The sequence below is a fragment of the Mesomycoplasma ovipneumoniae genome, assembly GCF_038095975.1.
In the GTDB taxonomy this organism is placed as follows: domain Bacteria; phylum Bacillota_I; class Bacilli_A; order Mycoplasmatales; family Metamycoplasmataceae; genus Mesomycoplasma; species Mesomycoplasma ovipneumoniae_C.
This window is the reverse complement of the sequence record NZ_CP146003.1, coordinates 512602-537703: the sequence shown is the minus strand read 5'-3', so window position 1 is coordinate 537703 and position 25102 is coordinate 512602. Positions and strand designations below refer to the sequence as shown.

Here is a 25102-nt window from a genome sequence, read left to right as displayed (position 1 = left end):
ATAAATTTGTCTTATGAAAAGAAACTTTTTAAAGCTGTTTTTTGCTAGTATAAATTTTACTTTTATCCCTTTTTTTATTGCTTCTTGTACAACAGACCACGCTGCTCAAGGTTACTTTCAGGCTCAAAAATACTATAAAATAGAGGATTTTGGGCTAAATCCTGAGCTAGATTTGCACGATAAAGAAAGTCAATATGCCAAAGACATTGCAAAATTTCTTAATCCAAATTATTCTTGAACTGAAGAAGATAAGCTCAAATTTAAAGATGATATTTTGCCTGATTCAAAATTTTTTAACCACCAAAAAGTTACAATTCAAAAATGGACTGATGGCGATACAGCTACCTTAAAATCTGTTGGCGAAACTAAAATTGAACCTGTTTTTAATGTCAGAATTGAAAGCATTGACACTCCTGAGGTAGGTACGACCATATCAGGAACTTATAAAGAAACCGAAGGACTTGAGGCTGAATATGCCAAGCGAGCAACTCGATTTGCCGAAAAAATGTTGCCAGTAGGCACAGAAGTTTTTTTTGTCTACCCAAAAACAGGTCCAGCGCGTTCTTTTAACCGTTATGTTGGTAGTTTATTTTTTGGTCATAATGGATTTTATAAATCTTATGGCGTTGAAATAACAAAAGCAGGACTTGCGGTTCCAACTTTGCAATCAGGATTTTCGGGAATAACTAACCAGACTACAATTTATTATTATAATTCAATCAAACAAGCAGCAGCAGTTGAGAATTCCATTAATAAAAAGTTCGGAATTTATGAAAAATTAAAAGATTCAAGCATATCTTCACTTAATGAAAATCTTGAATCTATCTATAAAACACGTGGTCTTGCAAAAATTTCTGACTTTTTAGTTCTAGGTGAAAAAAATAAAGATAACAATGTTGTTGACTGGTATGAATTTAGGTTAGAAAATTCAAAAGATACAAAAAGTGGAAATAATAAATAATATGAAAAAAGCAGATGATAATAAAAAAATCGAAAAAAATAACTTTGAATCCGAGTTAAAAAAAATTCGGCAGGCCTCAAATAGTCGTTATAAATCGAAATTTTCAATCCCTGCAATTGAAATTAAAGACTTAACAATTGACTTTGGTGAAACACTTGCTGTTGATAGTGCAAATATTAAAATTTACAAAGGTGAACTTGTTACACTTTTAGGACCTTCAGGTTCAGGAAAAACTACAATTTTAAATGCAATTGCTGGTCTTTTAAATCCAACTTCAGGTCAAATTATTTTTAATGGTGATGATGTAACCCGAAAGTCACCTCAGCAACGTAAAATTGGTCTTGTTTTCCAAAATTATGCGCTCTATCCGCATTTAAATGTTTTTGGAAACATTGCTTTTTCTTTGCATAATGACCCAAGATGGAAGCAAAAAGCACTTGAAAAATCGATGCTTGCACGTGTAAATGCTAATTCAATTGTTCTTGCCAAAAACGGTGCTTCACTCGAAGATCTAGAAATTTACAAAAATAAACTATTTGATTATTTTGATATTTACCGCCAATTAGAACATGATTATAACGAACTTAAAACACAAATTTATCATAATTTAAATCAACTTCAGACCGATTATTTTTTAATTGAAGCTCACAAACAGGCTGAAATAAAAAATTTAACGATTGATTTCTTAAAATTAGGCAAGTCTGCATCAATTTTCTGAGCTTTTTGGAAAAAAATTTTTGGCAAAAAAGAAGGGGAAATTTGCCCAATCCAACAGGCAATTACTTTTCGAAAAGCTTATAAATTAAAAGTTGACAAAATTAAAAAACAAGCAAAACTCGACAAAAAAGCTCATAAAAACAAAATTCAGGAAGAAAAATACGCAATAAAAAATGCTCCTGAACTAGTTCGCGCCAGGCAAAACTTTTTAGAACAAAAAGCACTTTTATATGAAAAATTAGAAAAACTTGAGAAATTGCAAGCACAATTTCTTAGTAATTCAAAAATTGAACTGGCTAAAATTCAACAAGGTTTTAAAAATTTTTCTAATAAAACAAGTCTAAAAGATGCTGAATCACTCAAATTAGATTATCAAGAACAAATTGAGGCTTTCAATCAACGAAAAAAAGAAAAAGAGCTTTGATTTAAAACTGAAATTGAAAACGAAAAAAATCAAATTAAAAATTCAGGAAAACTAGCAAATCTTGAGCATACTTACCGTGAAACTACAAAGAAATTTCTTGAAACAAATACTCGTCATTCACCGAATTTGTTGCTTTTAAAATCGCTTAAGACTAAATCAAAAACTTACAAAAAGGAAACTTTAAAACTATTTTTAGACTATGAAAGAAACTTAATTAATAAGTTTTCCCTTAATACTTCAAAACTAAACGAGCAAGAATTAAAGCAATATCAAGAGTATCAAAATGATAATATTTCAATAAAAGAAGCAATAAATCGTGCTGTTTTACGTACAGCCGAAAAGGTTGAAATAACTAAAAATTTAGCTAAAAAACCAACAAAACTCTCTGGTGGACAACAGCAAAGAGTAGCAATTGCCCGTGGAATTGTTCGACATCCTGATATTTTACTAATGGACGAGCCACTTTCAAACTTAGATGCCAAACTAAGAGTTCAGACTCGTCAGTGAATTCGAAAAATTCAAACTGAAATCGGAATAACAACAGTTTTTGTTACCCACGACCAAGAAGAGGCAATGTCAATTTCGGACCGAATTATTTGTATGTCAACTGGATATGTTCAGCAAATTGGAACTTCAACTGAGTTGTATCATAATCCTAAAAATGAATTTGTTGCCTCATTTTTAGGTGTTCCTGAGATGAATATTTTTGATGCTTTTTATGACAAAGAAACAAAAAGTGTCATTGTTGATAATCAAATAATTTTTGAACTGCTAAAAGATTATCAGCATGAAAAAATAAGAGTCGGAATTAGAGCTGAAGATTTAGTCGAAAATGAAGCTGGTAATTTTCAAGGAAAAATTAGCGTGATTGAATATCTCGGAAAAGATATTCTTGCCAAAATTGATGTTGAAAATATCGGTCAAATTTCAATAATCTTGCGTAAAAAACCGGCCTATGAGATTGACGAAATTGTCAAATTCAGTATTAAATCAGGAAAATTACATCTATTTGATTATCAAACAAGGGAGCGAATCCAATGAACTTAATTAGTAGATATTTCCTAAAACAGCGAATTAAAAAAACTAATCTTGAACTGGGAATTCTAGACCAAAAACAACCATTTTGAAAGCCTTTTTTAATACTTTTGCCTTCAATTTTAGTTATTTTTATTTTTACTTTTTTGCCATTTTTATACTCAATTTCTAAGTCTTTAAGTATCGAAATTAACCCTAATATTGCCGGAAATACTCGATTTGGTTTTGATAATTTTGTTGATTTAATTACTCTTGATACTAATTTTCATATTGCAATTCGAAATTCTGTCATTTATTCAATAGCAGCACTACCACTTGGCCTAATAATTAGTTTAATTATTGCCTCAACAATTGCCTCGCTGCACCGCAAATATGCCCGTGGATTTTGACAGACAGTGTTTTTTTTACCTTATGTAACCTCAGGAATTGCCGTTTCAGTTGCTTTTGCCTATATTTTTGATAGTGAAACTGGCTTTATTAACCGTCTTTTTGGGATTTCAACAAGATGACTAAATTCCGGAAATCCTTCATCTTTTAATGCACTTTTAGTTGTTTTAATGTCAGGAGTCTGAAGAAGTCTTGCTTTTGAAGTTCTAATTTTGACCACCGCAATGCTTTCAGTTAATCCAACACTTTATAAAGCAGCGGCAATTGATGGAGCTAGTCCAGTTCGTCAATTTTTCAAAATTACACTGCCTTCAGTTTCAAAAACAATTAACTTTTTAATTACAATCGGAATTATCGGCGGAATTAAGGTCTTTCCAATTGGTATTTTTGCCAACGAAACTGAAGCAATTAGTAACGGAGGTGCAACTTTACTGATCTATATTTACAAAAATGTGCGCGGAACACCTAACTTTGCCCAGGCAGGAGCGCTAACTATTTATCTTTTTGTTTTTGGAATTGCCCTTTCAGTTGTTGTCAAAAAGTTTTTAAGCACAATATTTTTAGTAGCTGACAAAATTACGGAGAAAAATGTTCATTATAAAATTAAAAATTCTAAAATATATTAGCGACAAAAAAACCGCTAAATTAACAGAGTCAATTAATTCGCAAGTTCGCAACAAGAATATCACAAGTGCAATTTCAAGCTTTTTACTCAAATTTATCGTGCTTTTCTTTTTTGGAATACTAATTGTTTTTCCTTTTTATTTTATGTTGGTCTATTCCCTCTCACCTGAAGAGCAAATTCTTGACACGCGAATTCCAGTTTATTGGCCTAACCATTTTGCCTGGGATAATTTTGTCAAAGCTGCCCAGTCAGGTTATTTTGCCGCTCTTGGAATCACGATATTAGTTACTTTAATTTCTGTGGTTGCAAAAGTTTTTTTCTCAATGACTTTTGGCTATGCTTTTTCGCTAAGAAAGTGAAAATTTAAACAAGCTTCTTGGGTAGTTTTCCTTTCAATTTTAGTTCTTCCTGAGACTGCCCTTTTAATTGGCCAATACCGAATTATGGTAATGCTCGGGTGAAATGACGGTTTCCAGTCAATTTTTGCCTTGACTAGTCCATTTGTTGCCTCTGTTTTTTCTGGTTTTATGTTTCGAAATGCCTTTGAAGAAATTCCTGATCGAATTAAAGAAGCCTCAATGGTCGATGGTTGTTCTGGGATTAGATATTTTTTTAAGGTAGCCACCCCGATGATATCGCCAACAATTTGAACTGTCGGAATTCTAACTGCTTTTTCAGCCTGAAATTCAACACTTTGGCCACTTTTAATACTACAGTCTAATTCAGCTGACCTAACTACGCTAAATACTTGACTCTTACAAAAAGTCGGAGTCGCTGATGAGACCGCCCAAATTCCCGGAGGCTACTTTAAAAACATCAGAATGGCCGGTGCAATTTTAACAATTCTGCCAATGTTTATTGCTTATTTTGTCTTTCGTAAGAGAATAATGAGTGCAGTCTCACGTCAAGGATCAACTGTAAAAGGATAAAATATGACTAGATTGAAAAGTTTTTTTAAAAAAAATAAGGAAAAAATCGGCCTTAAATTACAATCATCATTTATTTGAGTATCAGTCATTGTCGGTCTTGGCTTTACTGCCCTAACTTTTTGAGCAATTATTTATTTTTTCCAGCAAGCATTTATAGACGGCTTTTTATAAAATAAGTACAAATTCAGACAAAAATCCAAACATTTAATTGTTTGGATTTTTTTTATCTTTGGGGCTGTTAAATATTAAAAATTTAGGCTTGTTAGTTCTGAGTTTGCCAGTTTGATGCAAAAATTCACCGCTAATATAAATATGCAAAAATACCGGTAAATCCGTGTTTCTTTGAGGCTAAAATCTTAATTTTTATTGTTTTAAAATTAAGCCTTTGTAAAAAAAAAAAAAAATGTTTGGTTAAAAATTAAAATTCTGTTATAATAGAGTCACTAAGAATAAATTAATAAATTTTAATATTGAATTAAGGGGGAATTAGTTATGTTTTTTGTCTAAAAAAATCAGACAGTGCGAATTTTCCATTATATTTTTAAATATGATGGTATGCCTTAAATTTGACCGTTTAGAAATCTATAAATTTAGGGCTTTTGGTTATTGTTCTTTCAAAACTTCATATGTTTTTTTTAGGCTCGATGTAAATAAAAACGAGTTTTCTATTTGCATTGAGTTTAAATAGTAGTTGTATTTTTTTATGGTTTTTGTTATTTTACCCATAAATTGATTTTTGCCAGTGTTTCAGGCTAAAAAAGCAGTTTAGATATTTTATAATTTTGCTTCTTAAGCTAAAATTTTACCTTTTTTAGTTTGAATAGTAGAAAAAAATTCAGACAATTAGTCTTTTATTTATGATTTTAATTGTACACTTTTGGTTTAATTTTTTTTAAATATAACCAAAATACTTAAGCAAAATTGTTAAAACTAAAATAATTAAGATGACTAATTTGCTAAATTTTGACTTGCGGTTTTTTGCCTGTAATCAAAAAAAACAGCCTATTTTAAAGCTATTTTTTTGCAAAAACATCTTTTTGTTTGGCAAGACCTTCTGGAAATAAATTAGTTTTAAAATTGGTTTGATTTTTATAAAGTTCAGATAGTGCTTTTCAATAAGATTTTTGCTGTTGAGCATCACTAGAAGAATCGCCATAAATTAAATCATATTTAGGAAGATTATATTTGCCATAATAACCTTTATAATCATAGCCATAAGAACGTAAATTTAATGTTAAATTTGCTGAAGCTTGCGAATCTGAGGCATAAACAACAGAATAAAGTTGGCCGTCTTTAAAAAAGACAGGACTACCAGACAAACCACCGCTTGCAGTATAATTATCAATAACAGTTCCAAGGCCGCCGTTTAAATATTTTTTGGATTTACGTTGTTTGTCTTTTTGGTCAAAATAATCAAGTTTTGTATAAGATTTAGCTAACACTGGTGCAGTTATGAAATAATCGCTAATTCCAGGAAGATTTACAAAACTGCGATAGGATCTTGATCAAGCAAATTCAGAACCGCCATTAATTAAAGGATCTTTTTCCTTTCTAGAATTAAAAAGACGGAAATTTTTATTAATCCAAGGCGAAACACTGTAGTTTCTTTGGGCAAAATCGGCTGGATAATCGTTTTGAGAAATAGTAGGGTCGCCTTTTGAGCCAGGGTAACCTAAGCTATAGAAAGGCGTTTTTTCTAGTTTTGAATATTGATCTGAATTAAACGGATTAAATTCAGAAATTTTTAACGATTTTGACTTGTGATTATTATAAAATTCTTCGGTAATTTTTTTAGCTTCTGCTTCATTATTGAAATTAATTTCAATAATTGCAAAATCAAGAAATTCATCAACATTCTGGAGATCTTGTTGATCACTAAAATCGCTAGGTTTGAATTTAAAAACGTCTGAACCCATTAAAATAGTTCTAACATTCATACTTTGGGTTGGTTTTTGGCGGGGTTTTGTTTGGTTGGCAACGCCAGCTAAATCTGGAGATTCCGAACCGTTATTGTAAATTTTGCCATTGTTTTCTTTGATATCAAGTTTGACTGTGTTATAAAATTCATCCTCAGCGATTGCTCCTCTAGTGGTTGGCAGAATTGTATTCAAAGGAACGGTTTGTTTTAATTTTGTAAGAGTTATACTTTGTGTATTTAAACGAAAATCAGAATCATTATAATTTGAAAAATCACGGCCATAATGTTTACCTTCATGAAAATCATTGGCGATTTGCAAATTATTTGCCACGTGAGCGTTAGTTAAAAAGAATCATTTTAGTGGATAGGATGAATTTTGCGGAATTTGGTAATCTAAAATTCCTAAGGTTCCAAATGAAAAATTTGTGCGCGTAATTGGATTGTTGTTGTCATTTTGGTAGGCATCATCAACGACTAAATTTTCGATTTTTATTGAAACAACATTTGGAATTAGTTTTCTGTAATCCTCAGAAACAATTTTTCTTGGCAAACCAAGTCGATTTGGGCCACCAAAAGTATAGTCGGAATTTTCGCTAGATTTTCATCAAGCCGGAGTTTTAAATCCTGCCTCGTAAGTATTGAATTTTATTTTATTTATATTTCCATTATCGTCAAAAACCGGTAAGGAAAAAAGGCGAAATTGTGCTTTTTCAAATAAAGGTTGGTCTGATTCTTTTGCTTTTTGATTTAATTTTGCAATAGTTTCGGGCTTTTCTTTTGGGAAATTTTCCGGCTTTTTTTCAAGTTCACTTGTAGATCCGAAACCAATACCACTGCCGCTAAAATTAGAATTTATACGATACCAATCTCATTCTTTTTCGGGAAAATCATTTTCGTATTGATCAAGAATTATCCGCTTACCATCATTGGAAAAACGACTAAAATTTTGACCAGAAGGACGAGAATTATTAGTTAATTCAGCAATTTTTTTATCATGTTCTTCTGATAATTGAGGATTTTGGGGACTTTGAGGCGGCTGCGGTTGGGTTGGTTTTTCTTCTTTAAAAATATCTTTAAGTGCACCTAAGGTTAGTGTTGCTGTCGATCTTTGAGCTTCAAGATCGTATTGAGTTTGCTGTGCAATTTTTTCTAGAGCACTAAAAATATTGTTAATTTGGGTAATTTTTTCCTGTTTTTTACTTAAATCTTTAACATTATTATCAAGAAGTTGAAAAACTGACTTTTGTGATTCGGAAATGAATTTTTTGAATTCATTTTCTGATTTTTGACCAAAAATTGATTCAAAATTTGAATCAATTTTTTGAAAAACTAGGTCAATTTGGGGTGAATTTGAAATATTCCCTTCAGTTGAAGGGGTTTTTTGACTTTGTTGATTTTGTTCTGAAGGCAGTTTTTGCTGTTGGTTATTGCCACAAGCTATCGCAAAAAATGGAACAGATAAAAGTGGAAATAAAAATTTAATTTTCATTTTATACATCTCCTGAAAATCCGTCTTGAACGCTGTTTTGTTCAGCCTTTTTAACTGAAACTTGAACAGAACCAATTCGTGAACCAACCTGTTTTAAAACTGATTCATTTTCGACATAAAGGCGATTTACTGATAAACTTCGTGAATTTGCCGCTCTAATAAAAGCGCTAATTTCCGCAATCGCATCACCACTAGGTGTTCCAGATAAAAAGATTGCTATTGGACTTGAAGTTTGAGTACCGGTATTGTCGCGAAACTCAATTTGGGCTCCACCTGGTTCGTCAAAAGTTAGCCGTGAACTTAATTGCCCACCGTTAAAATCGTCTCATTTTGCAACAAAATTGTTGGCTTCATCAAGGCCAAAAATTAATTTTCTAAATTTTATCGGACGAAATCCGGTAAAATCTTCGTTAGAATATTTGTCATCTTTTCAATTTTTAACATGATCATTTCAGATTTTATCTAATTTTTCAAGACTTAAGCCTTTAAGTGATTTGATGTTTTTTGCCCGTGAAAAATCAAGATTAACCGGACGCCCGCCTTTGCCACCGTGAGATCCTTGGAAAATTCGCTGATAAACTTTTGAGTCAAAAACAATTGAAAGACCCTCATCAACAGTTTGGATTGTATCATGAGCATCTCAAGCTAAAGTGCTAAAAACAATTGATCCAGGTATTTTTTCACTAGGATGATTTTTATGAAAAGTTGCGGCATTATTATAATCAAAACTAATGTAGTCAATGTTTTTTAGTGCGTTTGGATTAATTGACCAGTTATCTGATAATGCATCAATATTTGAATAGAGTTCAAGTTCATCAAGTTTAATTTTTTCTAAAGGACGTAAATTAGCCGTTGCATTGTAATTATCAAGGAAAAGCGTTAATTTTTTAATTGAAGGTGGAATTGAACTTAAAATTTTTTCAACATTTTGGTTTGAATTTTTATCACCGACATTTTTTAGAACAACAGCTTGAATTTTATTATCTTTTTGGAGTACTTTTGTTAAAATTTCCTGAAATTTTTTAAATGCATCATTGTCATTAGCATCAAGAACAATAACTTTGAGCGGTTGACGATTAGCTCTGTCCTCATTTTTATCATTAGGGGTATAATTATAAACTTTTACTGAATTTCCAATTGAATTATCAATTCCGTTAAATTCACTTGAGACATCTTGACGGTCTCATCCCTCATAAGTTAGGTCAGAAATTGTTCCTGGAGTTCGTGAATATCATGAAGGAATATTTATAAGACGACGATTATTTGCTGCTTTTAATTGATTTAGCACAGGATTATCAGATTCATTTTCATAACCCCAAACATAGGGTGAATCAGTTGAAGGCAACATTCCACGCAAAAGCATTTTAATTTCTTCTTGATTAAATGATTTTTTGGTTTGTTTTAACTCCTCAAGTATTTTTAGATCACTTTTAACTCTTTCAAGTTGGTATTCAGGAGCATTTGAACCATCGAAAGTTCGTAATTTTTGAATCCGAAAATTTTCTCAGATTAATTTTGTAACTTTATTGGGATTATAAAAGGGATCATCAAAATGGTTGTCATAAATACGGTTAATTTCGTCAATTTCTTGTTGAAATCCGACAATTTTTGCTTTTGCCTCTTTAATTGAATTATCGATTGCTTGACTGTATCGTGCTAGTGCTTTTACTTTTAGTGCTTCAAGATTAGAATTAACATTTGTTTGTGATTGACTAACAACTTTTGTCTCAGTACGCGGAATCGTTTGAGGTTGGGTCCTAGGCGGATTTATCGGTACTATTATTGCTTTTTCAGGAGTTGTTATGACTGGTTTTGGCTTTGGTGTTTCTACTTTTACTGGCTCAACTGGTTTGGGAACATCTATTTTAGTAACTTCGGGTTTTGAGGTTTCAGTTTGTGCTGGTTTTTCTGGTTCTTTGAGAATTTCATTTCTCTCTTGGGGAGAAAAAACTATTTGAGGCCTAGGAATTAGACCTGTATAAGGATTTAATTGTTGGGTGAATCCAATGGTTAAAGTCGCAATTATTGCAGGAGTTGTTGCTAATAAAATTGTTTGTTTTCGTTTTGAAACTCTAGGTAAAATGCTCAATCTCATAATCGTTCTACCCTTCCTAAATGTTTATGAGATAAATTTTACTATAAAAAATAAGACTATACGAAAAAATGTAAAATTAGATAAGCTATAAATTGGTATGTTAATTTTAACTGATTCAAAAAGGGTGGTAATTGAAAAAATTCAAATTGACTGTTGAAGACAAAATTAGATACAGCAAAATTGCTGAATTTAAAACTTTTAAAAGCAAAAGTTTACATTTTACAGAAGAATTTAAGGCAAATTTATAAAAAAGAAAAATGCAAAACTAACACAAAGAGTCAATTTTGCATATATGTACTAATAAATTAATACAAAATTAGTAAAAAAACTTGATAAGTCTATGAAAAATAAGTCGCGCTAACCCAAAAAAGAAATAGAAAATTAAGGTTTTTAATATTATTTCTTGGCTATTATTTGATTATATAAATCATTGAATTGTTCTAGTGTTTCAATTTTAGAAAATTCAACTTGTGTTATTGTTGTATTTCCGATATCAATTTTTTCAAGTTTTTCTAAATTTTCAATTTTAAAATTTTGAGGTTCTGTTGCAAAATTAGGGAATAAATCCTTATAATTAAAGGTGTAAATTTTTATTTTTTTAGCTTGCTCATCAACATTTCAATACAAAATTTCATCATCAAAAATTTTTTTTGCATCTTGTTTTTTTAAAATAAATTTATTAAAAACTTCGGAATTATCTTCTGTTGGAATAAAAAGTTTTGAAGGAACAAATGCACCACCTCATTCTGAATTTATTGAATCTTGCATTGATACAATTAGGTTTTTTGTTTCTTCTAGGGTTGAAAAAAATTTTAGGTTTTCTAGTTGATTTTTATTTGTTCTTGCATATAATCTTGTGCTTTTTAGGTTATTTTTATCTAAAATTTCCTGTTTTTTTAAAAGAAATTCTTTGAATTTTGAAGAATCATTATCACGAACAATGTTATTATAAAGAACAAGATCTTCGATTTTGCTAATATGAATATCAAATTTAGGATTAAAGTTATTTTCAATAGATTTCTCTATAATTTTGTAATAAATATTAAATTTTTCATTATAAAAATCTGAATCAATAATCGAAACAACCGGATTATTAACTATTAAAGGATCAATAATTTCGTTATATTTAAGGCCGAGAGTAAAAAATTTTTCGAATTTTGAGTCAAACGACATAATCCCAACATTATCGGGATTATTTGGATTAAAAAAAGTATGATTTGGATTAAAAAATGGTTTTTTAGCTTTTGATGTAAAGGTTAAATCTTGATAATTTCAGATCGGTCGAACATAAGCAATAATTGACTTTTTTTGAAAAAAATCAGGTGTTTGTAGTACTCTTTTGTAAAAATTATCGTTTTTTATCCTTGAAAAAAATGAGAAAAAGTCATTATAGTTTTTTAAAATCACAAAATTATTAATAATTTTTTTATCTTTTCATACACCTTGATCAGTTATTTGGTCAAATTCTAATGTGTCATTATTTTTCTTAAATTCAGAGCGAAAAAAGCTACTTAATTTAATAAGGGGTGAATTGTTATCGGAGTTTTTGAACAAGTTATTTTCAAAAGATGGATATTTTTGCCGTAATTGATTAGCTCTTTCTGGATTTTTTTGAAGCCGATCTGATCAATATTGCGAAGTAAATCAATGATTGTCTGCCGGATTAGAAAAACCCTCAGGCTTAGTGTTGCTAATAAAAAATTTATTTTCATCATCGGACACATCCTGAAAACTAAGTGTTTCTGATTTTTTAGGACTTATATAATTAATGATGAAAATTGTAGAAACAACCCCAGCAGCTACAAAGTTTGCTAATAACAAAGAACTATAAAAAATTTTTTTTGCCTTTTGTTTCATACTTACACCACTGTTTTATTGTATAAATTATTGAAATCTTCGATGGAATTTAATTTTTTTATTTCAATTTCTTGAACATCAATATCACCAATATCAATTTTTTCAAATTGCAACAAGTTATCAAAATTAAAGTTTTCAGGTTGTTTTCCAATTCCATGGAAAATGTCTTTGTAATTTAAAGTATAAATTAAAACTTTTTTGGAATTTTTATCAAATTCTCAATAAATAATTTCATCTTGGAAAATCTCTTTTAATTGTTGTTTTTGCAAGATGAAGCTATTAAATTTATGTGTTTTGTCCTGTGTTTTTATGGGGATAAATAAATTTGATAGGTGAAATGTGCTTTTTCAGTGCTCATTTTTCAATAAATTTTTGTTATTTATCAAGTCTTTTACTTCGCTAAAGTTTGAAAATATTTTATTTTCACTTAAATTAGATATGTTTTTATCAATTTGTGATGCATAAAATCTATTCTTTTTCAAATTTTTTCTTGACAAAATTGTGTTTTTTTTATTAATAAAATCCAAGAAATTACTAAACTCTGCTGATGTTTTGTCTAGTGAATTATACAAAACTAAATCTTCTATATCAGTAATTTTTATTGAAGATAGCGGATATGATTTATTATAAGAATTTTTAGGAACTGATTTATAGAAAATTCGGAACCTTTCGCGTGTTCTACTAGTAGAAGAAGAAGAAGAAGAAGAAGAAGAAGAATTTTCTTTTAAATAATTTGAAAATTTTTGATCTATTGAAATAATTAAGTTCTGATTTTTATAGGTAATTAGATCTATTGGTGATAAATTAGTTTCTAGGCTTGTTTTATTAAAAATAGGAACAACATTTGACTCATCTTTTACATAAACTAGAAATAGGTTATTATCAAAGAAATCTTTATTTAAATTCTTTCTTTCAAATTCTTGCTTGTCTTCAAATTCTTTGAAAAAATCCAAATAATCGTCAAAATCTTCAATGATTAAAAAATTATTAGAAAATAAATTGTTAAATCTATCAGAAAACTCTCCTAATTTTAATTCTTTAAAACTAAATTCGTGCTTTTTATTATTATATTGATTAGCAAAAAAAGTTACTAAATTTTTAGTTGTTTTATCATTTAAATTATTGACAAAATTTTGTTCTTGAAAATATAAATATTTTTTTACTATTTCTTGAATTTCTTCAGGATTTTGTAGAAAAGTCTTTTTCCATTTAGAGTTTTGAATTCAAGGTCTTTTTTTGCTATCAATATTTAGTAAATGATTATATGAAAAAATATTTGATTTAATTAGATCATTACTATCATCGACTCAAATAATAGGTTTTTGTGGATGTTGACTAGAGAAATTTGCTTTATGGCCAAAAGAAAAATTTTGAACTGCAAGAATAATTATAGGAAGTAGCCAAGGAGTTGCTAACATAGTTACTATAAAAAATATTTTATTTTTGTTGAAAAACATATAAAACCACCTAATTATCATCTACCAATTTCAAAAAGCAAGGACTTATATTTCTTTACTAGGATTCGGTATATTCCCAATTCTTCTACTAAATACCCTATTAATTCAAGTTTGAAGATGCTAAAGAACCAAAAATTTAAATTGATGTTTTTCAATAATTTCCTCCTTATTTCACAATATGAGGTCAAATCACTAAATAATCTTTTGTTTTATTTATTAAAGAGAGTTTTTCTATTTAATCTCCATATGATATTTAGACTGATATTGTTCTTCAAATTTTAACTATAAATTTTTATTATGTCCTAATTCTGCGACTTTATCAACTAAATATAATAAACCTTATTTTATATTTTTATTATAACATAAATTAGTATAAAAAATTCAGATAATAAATTTTTTATTTACGATTTTCTTGAAAAATTTTTAGAAATTTTTACTAACTTTTTTAAAAAAGTTAGTATGAAAACGGGAATAATTGTTAGTTTTTAGCCACTTTAGAAAAAAACAGTTTGAAAACTTATAATTTAATTTTCAAACTGTTTTTTACGAATTTATAATAGTGGACAAATATTTTTTAGATTTTCTCAAGAAGACCTAAGGCATATTTGGCGGCATTTTGAGCGCCTTGTTTTATGTTAAAATTAACTTCGGAAATGTCAAGATTTTGGCCAATTTTATCACTCAAATATTTAATGCAATAAAAATTCAACTTATTTTTGGCACTTATTTGAGCAAAAGAAAATGCTTCCATATCAAAAAAATCAACAAATTGAAAATCTTTTACTTGATTTTCTTCAAAAATAAAACTATTTGATGAACCTAAATTAAAATTTTGAGCAGCAATTAAATTATTATCGTAAAATTTAGGTTCAAATGGTAGTTGGCCTGGCTCATATCAAGGTGTTTTTGCATCAATTAAATAAAAACGTTTAGGAAATATCAATTGATTTTTCATTTTTGAAAAATTAATTGATGAACTTCCACCACAACCACCATAATTTATTATATTAGTAATTAAAAATTTTACTGCAACTGTCTGAGCAAAAATAGCTGAATTAATTAAGCCAATTTGCGAATGAATATAAAAAAAATAAATATTTTTATATTCATAAACAGGAAAATTTAGGTTTAAAACGCTAACATTTTTTATAAATTTTGCACCAAGTAATTCTAAATTTACTTGTTCTTGCTTATCAGCATAAAAAATAGCAGTTTTAATTTTGATGTTTTTCATATAGTTTCATTTGATTGGCTGAGTTTTTCATATTTTCATGCTCAATTTTGGACATTCTTACAAGTTGGCTAAAAGCTTTATTTAAATCTTGTTTTGCTAAGTCGCGTAATTTTTGAATACCTGAAAAGCGACGCCCGCGAGCTAATTTATCGGCAACATAAATTGCTTTGTCAAATAATGACATTTCAAAACAAAGGGTTGTATGACAAGAAATAGCACGAATTATTTGTTCAAAAGGCAATAAATAAACATTTTTTAATCAAATTGAAGCTGAAAGTTGGTGAAGTTCATAGTCTTGAAGATCGCTAGCATCAATTTTTTGGGAGCTAAGAAAATCAATGTGTTCTTGCCTGCTTCATTTTTTGGTCAAATCATGAAATAAGCCAGCATAATAAGCCTGTTTTGAATCTAGGCCATAAATTTTAGCATACTCGCTTGAGAGTTCAGCGGTATTTTTTGAATGGATAAATCGGTCAGAATTGCCAAGAAAACCTTTAAGAATTGAATTAGCATATAAAAAATTAGCGCCAATAAAAGCATTTACTTTTGGATCAAGACCAAAAAGGTTTCCATTTCTTATTTCTGAGGAACTAAAATTAGGCAACTGGGTTGGCAAAATTAAGGCATTATAACGCTTAACATTTCCTAAATCAGGATAATTTTTACGCCTAAAAACAACAAGTTGGACTTTTTCAAGAATTTGTTTGTAATTTTTCCACATTTTAAAACTGGCAAGATTATCAGATCCTATTATTAAAAAAAGTTTGGCATTAGGATATTTTTGCCTAAAGTAATTTACTGTTTCAATTGTGTAGCTAATTTTTTTGGCTTTAATTTCATAATCACAAACTTGTGTTTTTTCAATTTGCACTAATTTTAGCATTTCAAAACGAAATGCGGGATCAACGTTGTTTTCTTTATTGTTTTTTAAGGGATTTATATAATTTGGCACAAAAAAAAGCATATCTAAATTTAAAAAATCGATTGCTTTTTTTGCAATTTGTATATGAGCTTTATGAACGGGATTAAATGAACCGCCATAAATTGCAATTTTTTCTAATTTCATTTTTTAATACTCGGTTGCTTCAATTGGAGCTGTTGAAAGTTTCATTTTAACTTTTTTTGATTTTTCGATTTCTTTTGTAGGATTTTTTAAAAAACGGTTAATATAATCACCAACGCCACCTTCTTTATTTGTTTTTTTAAGAATAACGGTTGCATTCTTTTTTACTTGCAAAGGCGAATTTGCCATTGCAACAGAAATTGTTGAAATTTCAAACATACCAATATCATTGTAACTATCGCCAATTGAAATTATATTTTCTAAGTCAATTTTATAATAACGCGAAAGCATTGAAACAGCCTTAGATTTATTAACCCCAATTGCGGTCATATCAAAAACGTATGTGTGATTTTCTCCCTTTGATCAAGCTGAAAATTCACCTAGATCGCCATAGCGTCGCTCTAAATATGATTTAAAATCGTTGATATTTGTACTTGGCTTTGTATCAAGAATTAAACAAGTCGGTTTTAAAGGTATTTTATGGAAATTTAGACCAGGCTTTAGATTTTTAATATGGTCAAATCCAAAAACTTGCTCTAATTGTTTATCGCGTTTTTTGATTTTAGCTCATCCAGGTCCTTCAATTGCAACATTTGAGGTTTCAGCCTTTACCCGTTTGTCACCCATTATATATAAAATATCATTTAAATTTATGTAATTAATTGTTGGAATAAATTCAGAATCTGTTGGGTTATGAATATAAGCGCCGTTAAAATTAGCAACAATTGTTTTTAGACCTAATTTTTCGTATATTGGTTTTGTCGATCTTCATGGTCTTCCTGTTAGAATGCAAACAACATGTCCTAGTTCAACAGCGCGCTTAATTCCTGATTCAGTATCGGGATGAATTTCAGAATTTGCACTATCAGAAAGAACTGTGCCATCAAGATCAAGAACAAAAAGATAGCGATTTTTTAAGATTTTCATTTTGTGAAATTATACCATAAATTTACTCGATATTATTATTTTATACCGATACAATTTTTAAAATATTAAAATTATGTTTTTCGGAATATTAAATATTTTGATTTCAAAATTAAATTTTTTCCAAAAAATTATAAACTTAGTGAGAAAAGCAATCAATTTTGGGAGGATTCTTCTAATTTTTGCAAGATTTTGATGAAAAAATTCAAGTAATAAATTTCCTCATGATTACAGTAAAAACGACTTGAAGATACAAAAATATCCTAAACTTTTGATAGAAAAAACTTTGTTAATAAAAGTTTTACTCAAGTAGTATATTAATTTTTAGGGCTTTTCATAATCATTAGGATAAGTTCCATCGTGGATTTGCTGCAAAATTTGGTCTTTTAATCTAGGTTGCTTTGTGCGGCTGGAAAACCGATTACTGTCAGAATTATAATAAATCATTGTAATCATGTCATTCAGCTTTACGTTGGAAGGCGTATATCAATTCGTTCACCCTCATCGAGTTTTGGATTTGACAGGATTCCCTATTATGTCATCAATAAATTTCTTGTATTCTCTATCATTCGAATTGCTTACTTTAGATTGGCTTCCATTGTGCAATGAGGCACGTATTATTTCAGAAGCTTTCCAAGAGGATAAAAAACTACCATAAAATAATTGGGATCTAAATCAATAATTTTGAGAAATCCTAGATTCATAAGTATAAAAAAGAAGGATTAGCGCTAGTCTATAAAGAAGTCTTCCTTTTGATGAATCTTTAAAATTCTTGATTGATATTCTGTTAGAATCTTTGCCCTCAGAGTATCAAATTCTATGAAATAATTTTGAAATTGCTTCAAGTTGAGGATCTTTTTTATTTGATGTAAAAAGATCCTGAAAAGAAATTCCGGTGTATTTTATATGATTTAATTCTTTTAAAATTGGCGAAGCTTTATTTTCATTTTTATTATTTCAGTCCGGTGAGGCTAAAAATATTAAATCAAAAAAGTCAGCGAGTGTTTTGGTTGATATTTTTTGTCCAGTTGGTGCGTTTAATGTTAAATTTTCTTCATTAATTAAATCTTTTTGTTCGGTTGAAGCTTTACCTGTTGAATCATCTACACTAATTTTTGGTTCAATTTTAACGACTAAATCAAGATTAATTAATTTTGCAAAATCTAATTTACTAAAAATGGCACTGAAAAAACTAGATGCTTCTTTACTTGAATCTAAAGTTTTAACTGCTGCTAACATTTGATCTAAAATATCAGAAATTAAAGGATTGTCAAAACCTAGACCAATAAATTCTTTTAAAAAAGTTTTAGGAATCTCTCTTGGTTTTTGAACTTTATTAGTTAAATTTGAGTTGTTGTCTAAATTTAAATTCAAATATGAGGCAATTACATCAACTGCTATATCTAAAAATCCTTCATGTTTTACTAAAAAATTAAGCACATGTCACAAATAGTTCTTCAGAAATTGGGTATTTGTTTGCTTTTGTGAATTCTGGGTTTGGTCGGTGTTTTTATCGCTTAAAAATTTAGTTAAGATTCCTGAAAATGTTTTTACATCATTAAATAATTCTTGATTTTTATTTATATAATCTAAAATTCGAAAAATAAAAAGTTTGTTTGCAGAATTTGGTAAAAATTCTAACAACAAACTTTTAAATGTTGGCTCAATTTTTTTCTTGGTTTCTTCTGACAGACCGCTAAAGATTGAAAAACTGGAAATATTTCCAACGCTTAATAGCTCAATTTTTTCTTTGAAAAAGTCAGATTTAAAAATTTTTGTCAATATATCTCAAATATTATTTTTTTCTGAGTCCTGAATTTCACTATAAACTGCTGCAATTTGCTTGACTAGATCAACGATAAACTCTTCATTTCCAATCTCGGTTTCTAATAATGAATTCAAATTGGAAGTAGAAAACTGACCGTTAGTTAATTTAGTCAAAATAGTTATAAGTTTTGTTAAAAAAGCATTTTCTTTTGAATAATTTGCGTCCTTTTTGACTGGGCTCAGTTTTTGCGTTTCTGTTGGAGATGAACTTGCAGAATCTTGTTCAGAATCAGAATCACTAAATGGTTGAGCTATAATTCGAAGATCAACAATATTTTGACTCACATTTATTTGTTGAGGTTGATCTGAAAAAATATCTATTGATTCTGGCTCATCGGTGTAATAACTATCAATATTATTTTTAATTATTTTCTTAATTAGCTTGAAAAAAGATTCAAATTCCGTTTGATCAAATTTAGTATTAAAAATTTTTTCTGATAGTTTTGTAAAATTGCCTGTTAGATTATTCTTTTTTTCGTCTAATTGAACAATAAATTCACCGATAATTTTATTAAAATATTGCTTTTCAAATAAAGACTTAATTAACGATAAATTATTCAATGGCTTATTAATTTTTGCTTTTGCAACTATTTTAAAATAGGAATTAAATAAATCTTTAAGTCCATCAGATTGTAAGAATGAATCAAAAATTGGAGCAATATCTTCACGATATTCTTGTGGAATGCTTGATAAACTTGATTTAATTTGCTCTGAAATAGGTTCAGTTTTCATTACTTCAGCAATTAATGAAGAAATTTTATCTTGATTAATTTTACTTGAATCTTGGGTACTTGTTGCCGTTGAAGAATAATAATTATTTGCAATATCAACGCTAAAACTATCAAATAAAGTCTCAATAACCGATTTATTAGGGGTTGGATTATTAGAAATTGCATCAAGAATAATAGTAATTATTGATTTTATTATTAACGGCGGTTGTATTGTTGTCTCATTTTGAACGCTTAGAATTGAATCTTTTAGTTTTGTCAAAAAATCACGAACAAGTTCTAAGATTGTATTAACAGAATCTTGCGTTAAATTTAGTTTATATTCATCCAAAATTGCCCGTAAAAATTGGGAGATTGATTCTCAAGTTGTTGTATTTCCTAAAAAAAGTGTAAAAACTTTTTCAATTAATTCAGAATTTTCTGTAATAAAATTCTGAATTAACGAACTAAAATCAGGGTGTTCTTCAAACTTTTTATCGTCAAAAAAGTAATCAATAAGTTTTGAAAGTAATGCTTCAACTTCTGAAGATTCAAAGAAGCTAGATAAAATATTTAAAAGGGGTTTTTGAATTTTTTCCTTATTAAAAAAGCTATTTTGGCTTAATTTTTCGATTAACTGTTTATGTAAAAATGATTGATCAAAAAGGTTTTTGAAAAATAAAACCAAATCTTGAGTTGAAATTTTACTTTTAAAATCAAGGCTAGCAAGACTTTTTAAAAGTGAATAAATTTGTTCTTGGCTAAAAAAGTTATTTAGAAAATAACTAGAAAAATTTTGAAATGAAAGTTGTTGGTCAAGAAGTGTGATTTTTGCTGAATATTCTTGAATTTCTGATTCATTATTTGCTTGTCTTGCCGATTCAAGGTTAGTTTTGAGAGAATCATACTGGCTAAAATTTGATTTTGTAAAGGTTTCAAAAGTATTTATTGCACCTTTAACAAAAGCAAAAATTAAATTGTTAGTCGGACTTGTTTTATCTTCTTTTCAAATTTGATATTTAGAATAAAAATCCTCAAAAATTAGCCTAATAATTTCCGAAAAAGTTTTAACCGATGTAGGTTTTAGACCTTGGTCGCTTAACGAACTACTAATTAAATCAATTAGACTAGTTAAAAACTTTTCATTTTTAACATTTTGTGCAATAAAATCATAAATATTTTCTTCAAGTTTTGGCAAATTATTAGCTAAAAACTGAAAACCAAAACGATTTAAATCATCAATTCGCTTATATTGGCTTTTATTTACTAAAAAATCATTAATTGCTGAATTTACGATATCTGATAAAGGTTTGAATGAATTTGAAACTAAAAAATCTTTGACCGAATCAAAAAGAAAGGAAAAACTAGCATAATTTGGTGAAGAAGTATCAATAAAGTTGCTTAGGTCAAATTTTGTTAAAATTGGGTAAAATTTATTAAGTAATTTTTTAAGTGATTCAATTTGATTATTGCTTAGCTCAAAACTTAAAAGTTCGTAAAATAAATCAAGTAAATTTTTGGAATCTTTAAAAAAAGATGTGTAATTTGTATAAATTTGGTCAGCAAAAATTGATGAAATGCTCTCAATATTTTTATAATCGCTTTTTTTAATAACTTCTAAAAAGTTTTTAGCAGCAATGTCATTCAATTTGGTCCAGACATTTGTCCGGACAATAACATCAGCAAGCGAAACTAAAAGATCAGTGAGCGAATCTTGATCATTTTTAGACAAATTAAAATTAAAATTATCGTTAATAATGCCAACTAGAACCTTAACAGACTCATGATGTTTTAGTGTTTCTGAGATAAAATTGCGAATAAAACTAACATTATCAGCGTCATTTTGAGGATTTTCAAGGTAAGTTTGGATTATTTGCTGAAAAGTGGCAGAATTTTCATAGTCTTTTGTGCGAAGTTGAAAATCAGTAATTATTTTTGTAAATAATTTTCTAATTGAGTCAAAAGTAAAAACTACCTTTAAATTATCTTTATATGCAACATCAAGTTTGATAATATTGTTAATTATAAGATCCTGAACTAAACTTTGGCCAAAAATAGAAGCAAAAATTAGTTCTTTAGTTTTTTCAGGATTTTCACTGGCAAATTCAGAAGTTACAACAGTATTTAAAACATCAATTATCTGTTTTTCATCAAAGTCGGCAAAAATTTGATTAACTAAATCAGAAATTGTTGCCTTTTCTCAGTTCTGGGTATCAATAATATTTTGAACATAAGTCTGAAAACGCGTAATTATTTGACTAAAAAACCCACTTGAGAAAATTTTTTGCAAAATTTGGGCAAAAGAAGCACCTGCTTTTTGGTTTTGTTGTCAAAAATCAGTTAAAGTTTTTTGCACGCCTGGATTATTTTGGAGTCCTAACTGAACAAAACGGCTTAAAAAATCACCAAAATTATTATTTAATATAACATTTACAAAATTTTCAAGCGGTGATTTTTCAGTTTTTTTAATATCTGCAGTCGTTCTTGTTTCGATTTGAGAGGTCTCAGAAATAAACTTATCAGTTGAGCCATCAAGACTTAAGGCCTCAAGAATTCGTGAATTTGATGCTATATTTAAAGTACGACGATAATTATTTAAATCTTTTTCGATATAATCCTTATCTCAACCTAATTTTTTGTGTTCTTCGTTTTTAAATAAAATATCTTGTTCTAAAGCAAGTTTGAACAAGAGGTCTTGGGCCATTTTTTTGTAACCTTTTGTCGAAGGGTGAATATCTAATTCTTTTGATGCAAATTCAGTTGGATTTTCTTGTCAAATTTTTTCATTATACAAGTCAACATACTGAACTTTTTGAACTTTGGCAACCTGTTTAATTGTTGAATTTAGACGTTTTATTGCTAAATTAGCGTAATTTTCGGGCAAACCTATTTCATTTGTTAGTAATTTTTCAAAAAATTTAACAATATTTGATGTCAAAGAATTATAACCGACTAAAACGATTCGAACATTAGGGTTGATTTTGCGCAAATTTTCAACTAAAGTTAGCAAATTTCGATAAGTTTTTTGGTAGGCTAGTTCAATATTTTGCATAAATTCAAAACTTGCTTCAGCTTTTGTGGCAAGTTTTTGGAGTGGTTTTGCAATTACACGAAAATCAATAGACTCAATTAAATCGTTTGCCCCTAATGAAAGTGTTATTAAATTTGAATCTTGGATTTTTTTGTGGAGTTTTGGAAAACTTGTTGCTGAAAAGTCATCAAAAACTTCACGAATTTGCTGTCCATATGGCGAATTTAATTTTTTATCTAGATGATAATTGAAACGAAAATGTGTTTTATCTGAATTTTTGTATTTTTCATTTTCAGGATTAAGTAAATATAGTCAATCTGTGACTGTTGTTCAAGAAAGTGCCAAATTGTCAAATGATTTAAGGGCGTTTGGATTAACTTTCTGAATAAAATTAGCAAAAAAGGCAGGATACGAAAGTCCTTTTACTTGATTTTTTTCATCAAGCATACCTCTAACATCAAAAGAATAATCCCAGTTAAAACCAGCAGAAATCGAATCACCTAATGATAAATAATTAATTTTATCCAAAAGCTCTTCAGTTTCTTGGACCGAGTGGGTAATTGGTATGTTAATTTGATCGGTTTTATCGCGATTTTTTATACCAATCAAAGTAATTCCAGAAATTGTTAAAGATAAGGTGCTAAAACTCAAAAATATTTTGAATGCTTTAGAAAAATCAGGTTTTGAGATACTTTTTTTCATTATTTTACCCCGCTTCTTTTTGTTTTTCCAGATTTTTTGTGGGCTAACAAAATTTGTGATCCGGCCTTGATAACATTATTGTACCATAAAAAAACTAAAACTATAAAATTTTTTTTTACTTTTTCCTGATTCTTATTAAAAGAAAAATCCACAGCATCCCTTTGAATTTTTCTTTTAATAAGCCGGCACGTCCAAATTTTTTCTGACGAAAAGACATTCCTCTTCATGCTCTTCTTATAATACTAGTATTATAAGAAGGAAAATGTAATTTTGACTCAAAAATAAAAACTACTATTTCTTATTTTTTTACTTTTTAACTAGTTTTTGATTATATATTACGTAGTAATATAAAAAATTCCAAAAAAATAGAATACTCAAATTATAGCAAAAAACTTAAACTATGACTAAATTAGCTCTGTTTTTTTGATGATGTAAAGTTAAATTATTAAAATAACGATCAAATGAAAAAGTTGAATACTTAATTTTAGTATTAAATTTTATTAGACTAGCTACAAAACTTTCTGTATAGCTGCTCGCACTCTTGAATGAAAATAACTGGTTAATTGCTTCTAAGTTTGAAATTACATAACGCAAAAATTGTCCTGCTTCTTCAATTTTCTGTTTAATTTTACTAAAAAGTAAAGGATATTTTCCTAATACAGTCTGAAGATATTTTATTATTTGCCTGAGTTCTAAAACAACTTTGTCACTTTGGTTCTGTTCGAAATAATCCGATAACTTTTGATAAAGTTTTGGAAATTTTTCTTCAAACAAAAAACGATTTAGTGAATTGTTATTTTTTAGTGAAACTAAATCTGAAAGCTTTTTTATTAAATGAAATTTATCTAAAATGTAAATTGCATCAAGTTTTTTCGATAAATTTCTTATTCATTTTGCACCATCACCATACACAATTATTTTTAAATTTTTCTTATAAATATCTCGAATAATATCTTTGACAATTTGTGCTAGTTGATCAATACTAAAACCAGCGCTGTTAACTTTTCTGACTTCTAGAATGTTGGTTTTCCCATAAACTTTCCCGTTTTGTTTGCCTAAATATAAAACCAACATTCTATTTTTAATTTTATAAGTTTTTTTATTCTCTACTACCCGATGGAATGAATCATCAACGGCCAAATTAATATAATTTTGACCAGCGCTTAGTGCTTGAAAGTTTTCTAAGTAACTGGTTGTATCAATTTTTTTTAATATTAAATTTACAGAACTAACCGAAACTACCTTCTCAAACATTCTAGAAATAGAGCTTCCATATTTAACTTCGTAACAAAAATTAATAATTTTTTTGATTAATGAATTTGTAATTGTTTTTCCTTTTTTTACTAAATTACTAAAAGCATCACAATAAAATACTTTTCTTTTTCTAGCAATTACCTCGCCATTTTCATCTCCAACTGAAACTTTTTTTCAATATCTATTAATCTTGATTTCAATTTTTCCGTATTCAGTTTTCAGTTTTCTTTTAATTTTCGAATGAAATCCCTGGTCAGGGGTTTGTTTAACTTTTTCTAAAAACTTTTCATCTTCTGCTTTAATTTTTTCTATTAAATTATTAATTAAAATTGTTTTTTCTTCAGACGTGTAAATCATAATTTTTTATTTTATATTAGAAATTTTTTAAAAAAACAGAAAAATTTTAGGAAAATTTAACTTCTTTTCCTTTATAATATAAATTTAGTAAGAATAAATTTTTATCCAA

The 25102-nt window shown here is 28.5% G+C and carries 14 protein-coding genes; 5 read left to right on the top strand and 9 right to left on the bottom strand.

Annotation, left to right across the window (positions count from 1 at the left end):
* The first annotated feature begins 13 nt into the window (after positions 1-13).
* The 5 genes from V3255_RS01940 to V3255_RS01920 are packed head-to-tail and all read left to right on the top strand — an operon-like array spanning position 14 to position 5249.
* Entirely contained in the window at positions 14-961 is a 948-nt protein-coding gene (locus V3255_RS01940; RefSeq protein WP_333503866.1) for a hypothetical protein, read from the top strand.
* A 1-nt stretch (position 962) separates the two neighbouring features.
* Positions 963-3149: an ATP-binding cassette domain-containing protein gene (locus V3255_RS01935; RefSeq protein WP_333503867.1), complete on the top strand. Its 2187-nt coding sequence runs from the start codon at positions 963-965 to the stop codon at positions 3147-3149.
* Positions 3140-4150 carry a sugar ABC transporter permease gene (locus V3255_RS01930; protein ID WP_341516302.1) on the top strand — a complete coding sequence of 337 codons (1011 nt, stop codon included), beginning with the start codon at positions 3140-3142 and terminating at the stop codon, positions 4148-4150. The genes V3255_RS01935 and V3255_RS01930 overlap by 10 nt, the downstream gene beginning before the upstream one ends.
* Positions 4113-5078 carry a carbohydrate ABC transporter permease gene (locus V3255_RS01925; protein WP_044285977.1) on the top strand — a complete coding sequence of 322 codons (966 nt, stop codon included), beginning with the start codon at positions 4113-4115 and terminating at the stop codon, positions 5076-5078. The genes V3255_RS01930 and V3255_RS01925 overlap by 38 nt, the downstream gene beginning before the upstream one ends.
* Positions 5079-5081: 3 nt before the next feature.
* Positions 5082-5249, top strand: a complete 168-nt coding sequence (locus tag V3255_RS01920) for a hypothetical protein (RefSeq protein WP_196242502.1) — start codon at positions 5082-5084, stop codon at positions 5247-5249.
* An 842-nt stretch (positions 5250-6091) separates the two neighbouring features.
* Here the strand turns inward: V3255_RS01920 and mip are convergent.
* The 9 genes from mip to V3255_RS01875 form a co-directional block, all read right to left on the bottom strand.
* A complete protein-coding gene (gene mip / locus V3255_RS01915) occupies positions 6092-8485 on the bottom strand; it encodes an Ig-specific serine endopeptidase MIP (protein ID WP_252262662.1) in 2394 nt (797 codons plus the stop codon).
* A 1-nt stretch (position 8486) separates the two neighbouring features.
* Entirely contained in the window at positions 8487-10580 is a 2094-nt protein-coding gene (locus V3255_RS01910; protein ID WP_333503868.1) for a putative immunoglobulin-blocking virulence protein, read from the bottom strand.
* A gap of 396 nt (positions 10581-10976) precedes the next feature.
* Positions 10977-12437, bottom strand: coding sequence for a hypothetical protein (locus tag V3255_RS01905; RefSeq protein ID WP_341516301.1), 1461 nt, complete (start codon positions 12435-12437; stop codon positions 10977-10979).
* Positions 12438-12439: 2 nt separating this feature from the next.
* On the bottom strand, positions 12440-13894 hold the full coding sequence (locus V3255_RS01900) for a hypothetical protein (protein WP_341516300.1): 1455 nt from the start codon (positions 13892-13894) through the stop codon (positions 12440-12442).
* A gap of 574 nt (positions 13895-14468) precedes the next feature.
* The gene (locus tag V3255_RS01895) at positions 14469-15128 is read right to left on the bottom strand and encodes a 5'-methylthioadenosine nucleosidase (protein WP_277446397.1); all 660 of its coding nucleotides are present in this window, start codon (positions 15126-15128) and stop codon (positions 14469-14471) included.
* Complete coding sequence (locus tag V3255_RS01890; protein ID WP_337903111.1) at positions 15109-16194, bottom strand: nicotinate-nucleotide adenylyltransferase; 1086 nt, start codon at positions 16192-16194, stop codon at positions 15109-15111. The genes V3255_RS01895 and V3255_RS01890 overlap by 20 nt, the downstream gene beginning before the upstream one ends.
* A gap of 3 nt (positions 16195-16197) precedes the next feature.
* A complete protein-coding gene (locus V3255_RS01885) occupies positions 16198-17118 on the bottom strand; it encodes a Cof-type HAD-IIB family hydrolase (protein WP_129644092.1) in 921 nt (306 codons plus the stop codon).
* Positions 17119-17439: 321 nt separating this feature from the next.
* The gene (locus V3255_RS01880; protein ID WP_341516299.1) at positions 17440-23382 is read right to left on the bottom strand and encodes an SGNH/GDSL hydrolase family protein; all 5943 of its coding nucleotides are present in this window, start codon (positions 23380-23382) and stop codon (positions 17440-17442) included.
* 393 nt (positions 23383-23775) lie between these two features.
* Positions 23776-24993, bottom strand: coding sequence for an Mbov_0401 family ICE element transposase-like protein (locus V3255_RS01875; protein WP_337903109.1), 1218 nt, complete (start codon positions 24991-24993; stop codon positions 23776-23778).
* Positions 24994-25102 lie beyond the last annotated feature (109 nt).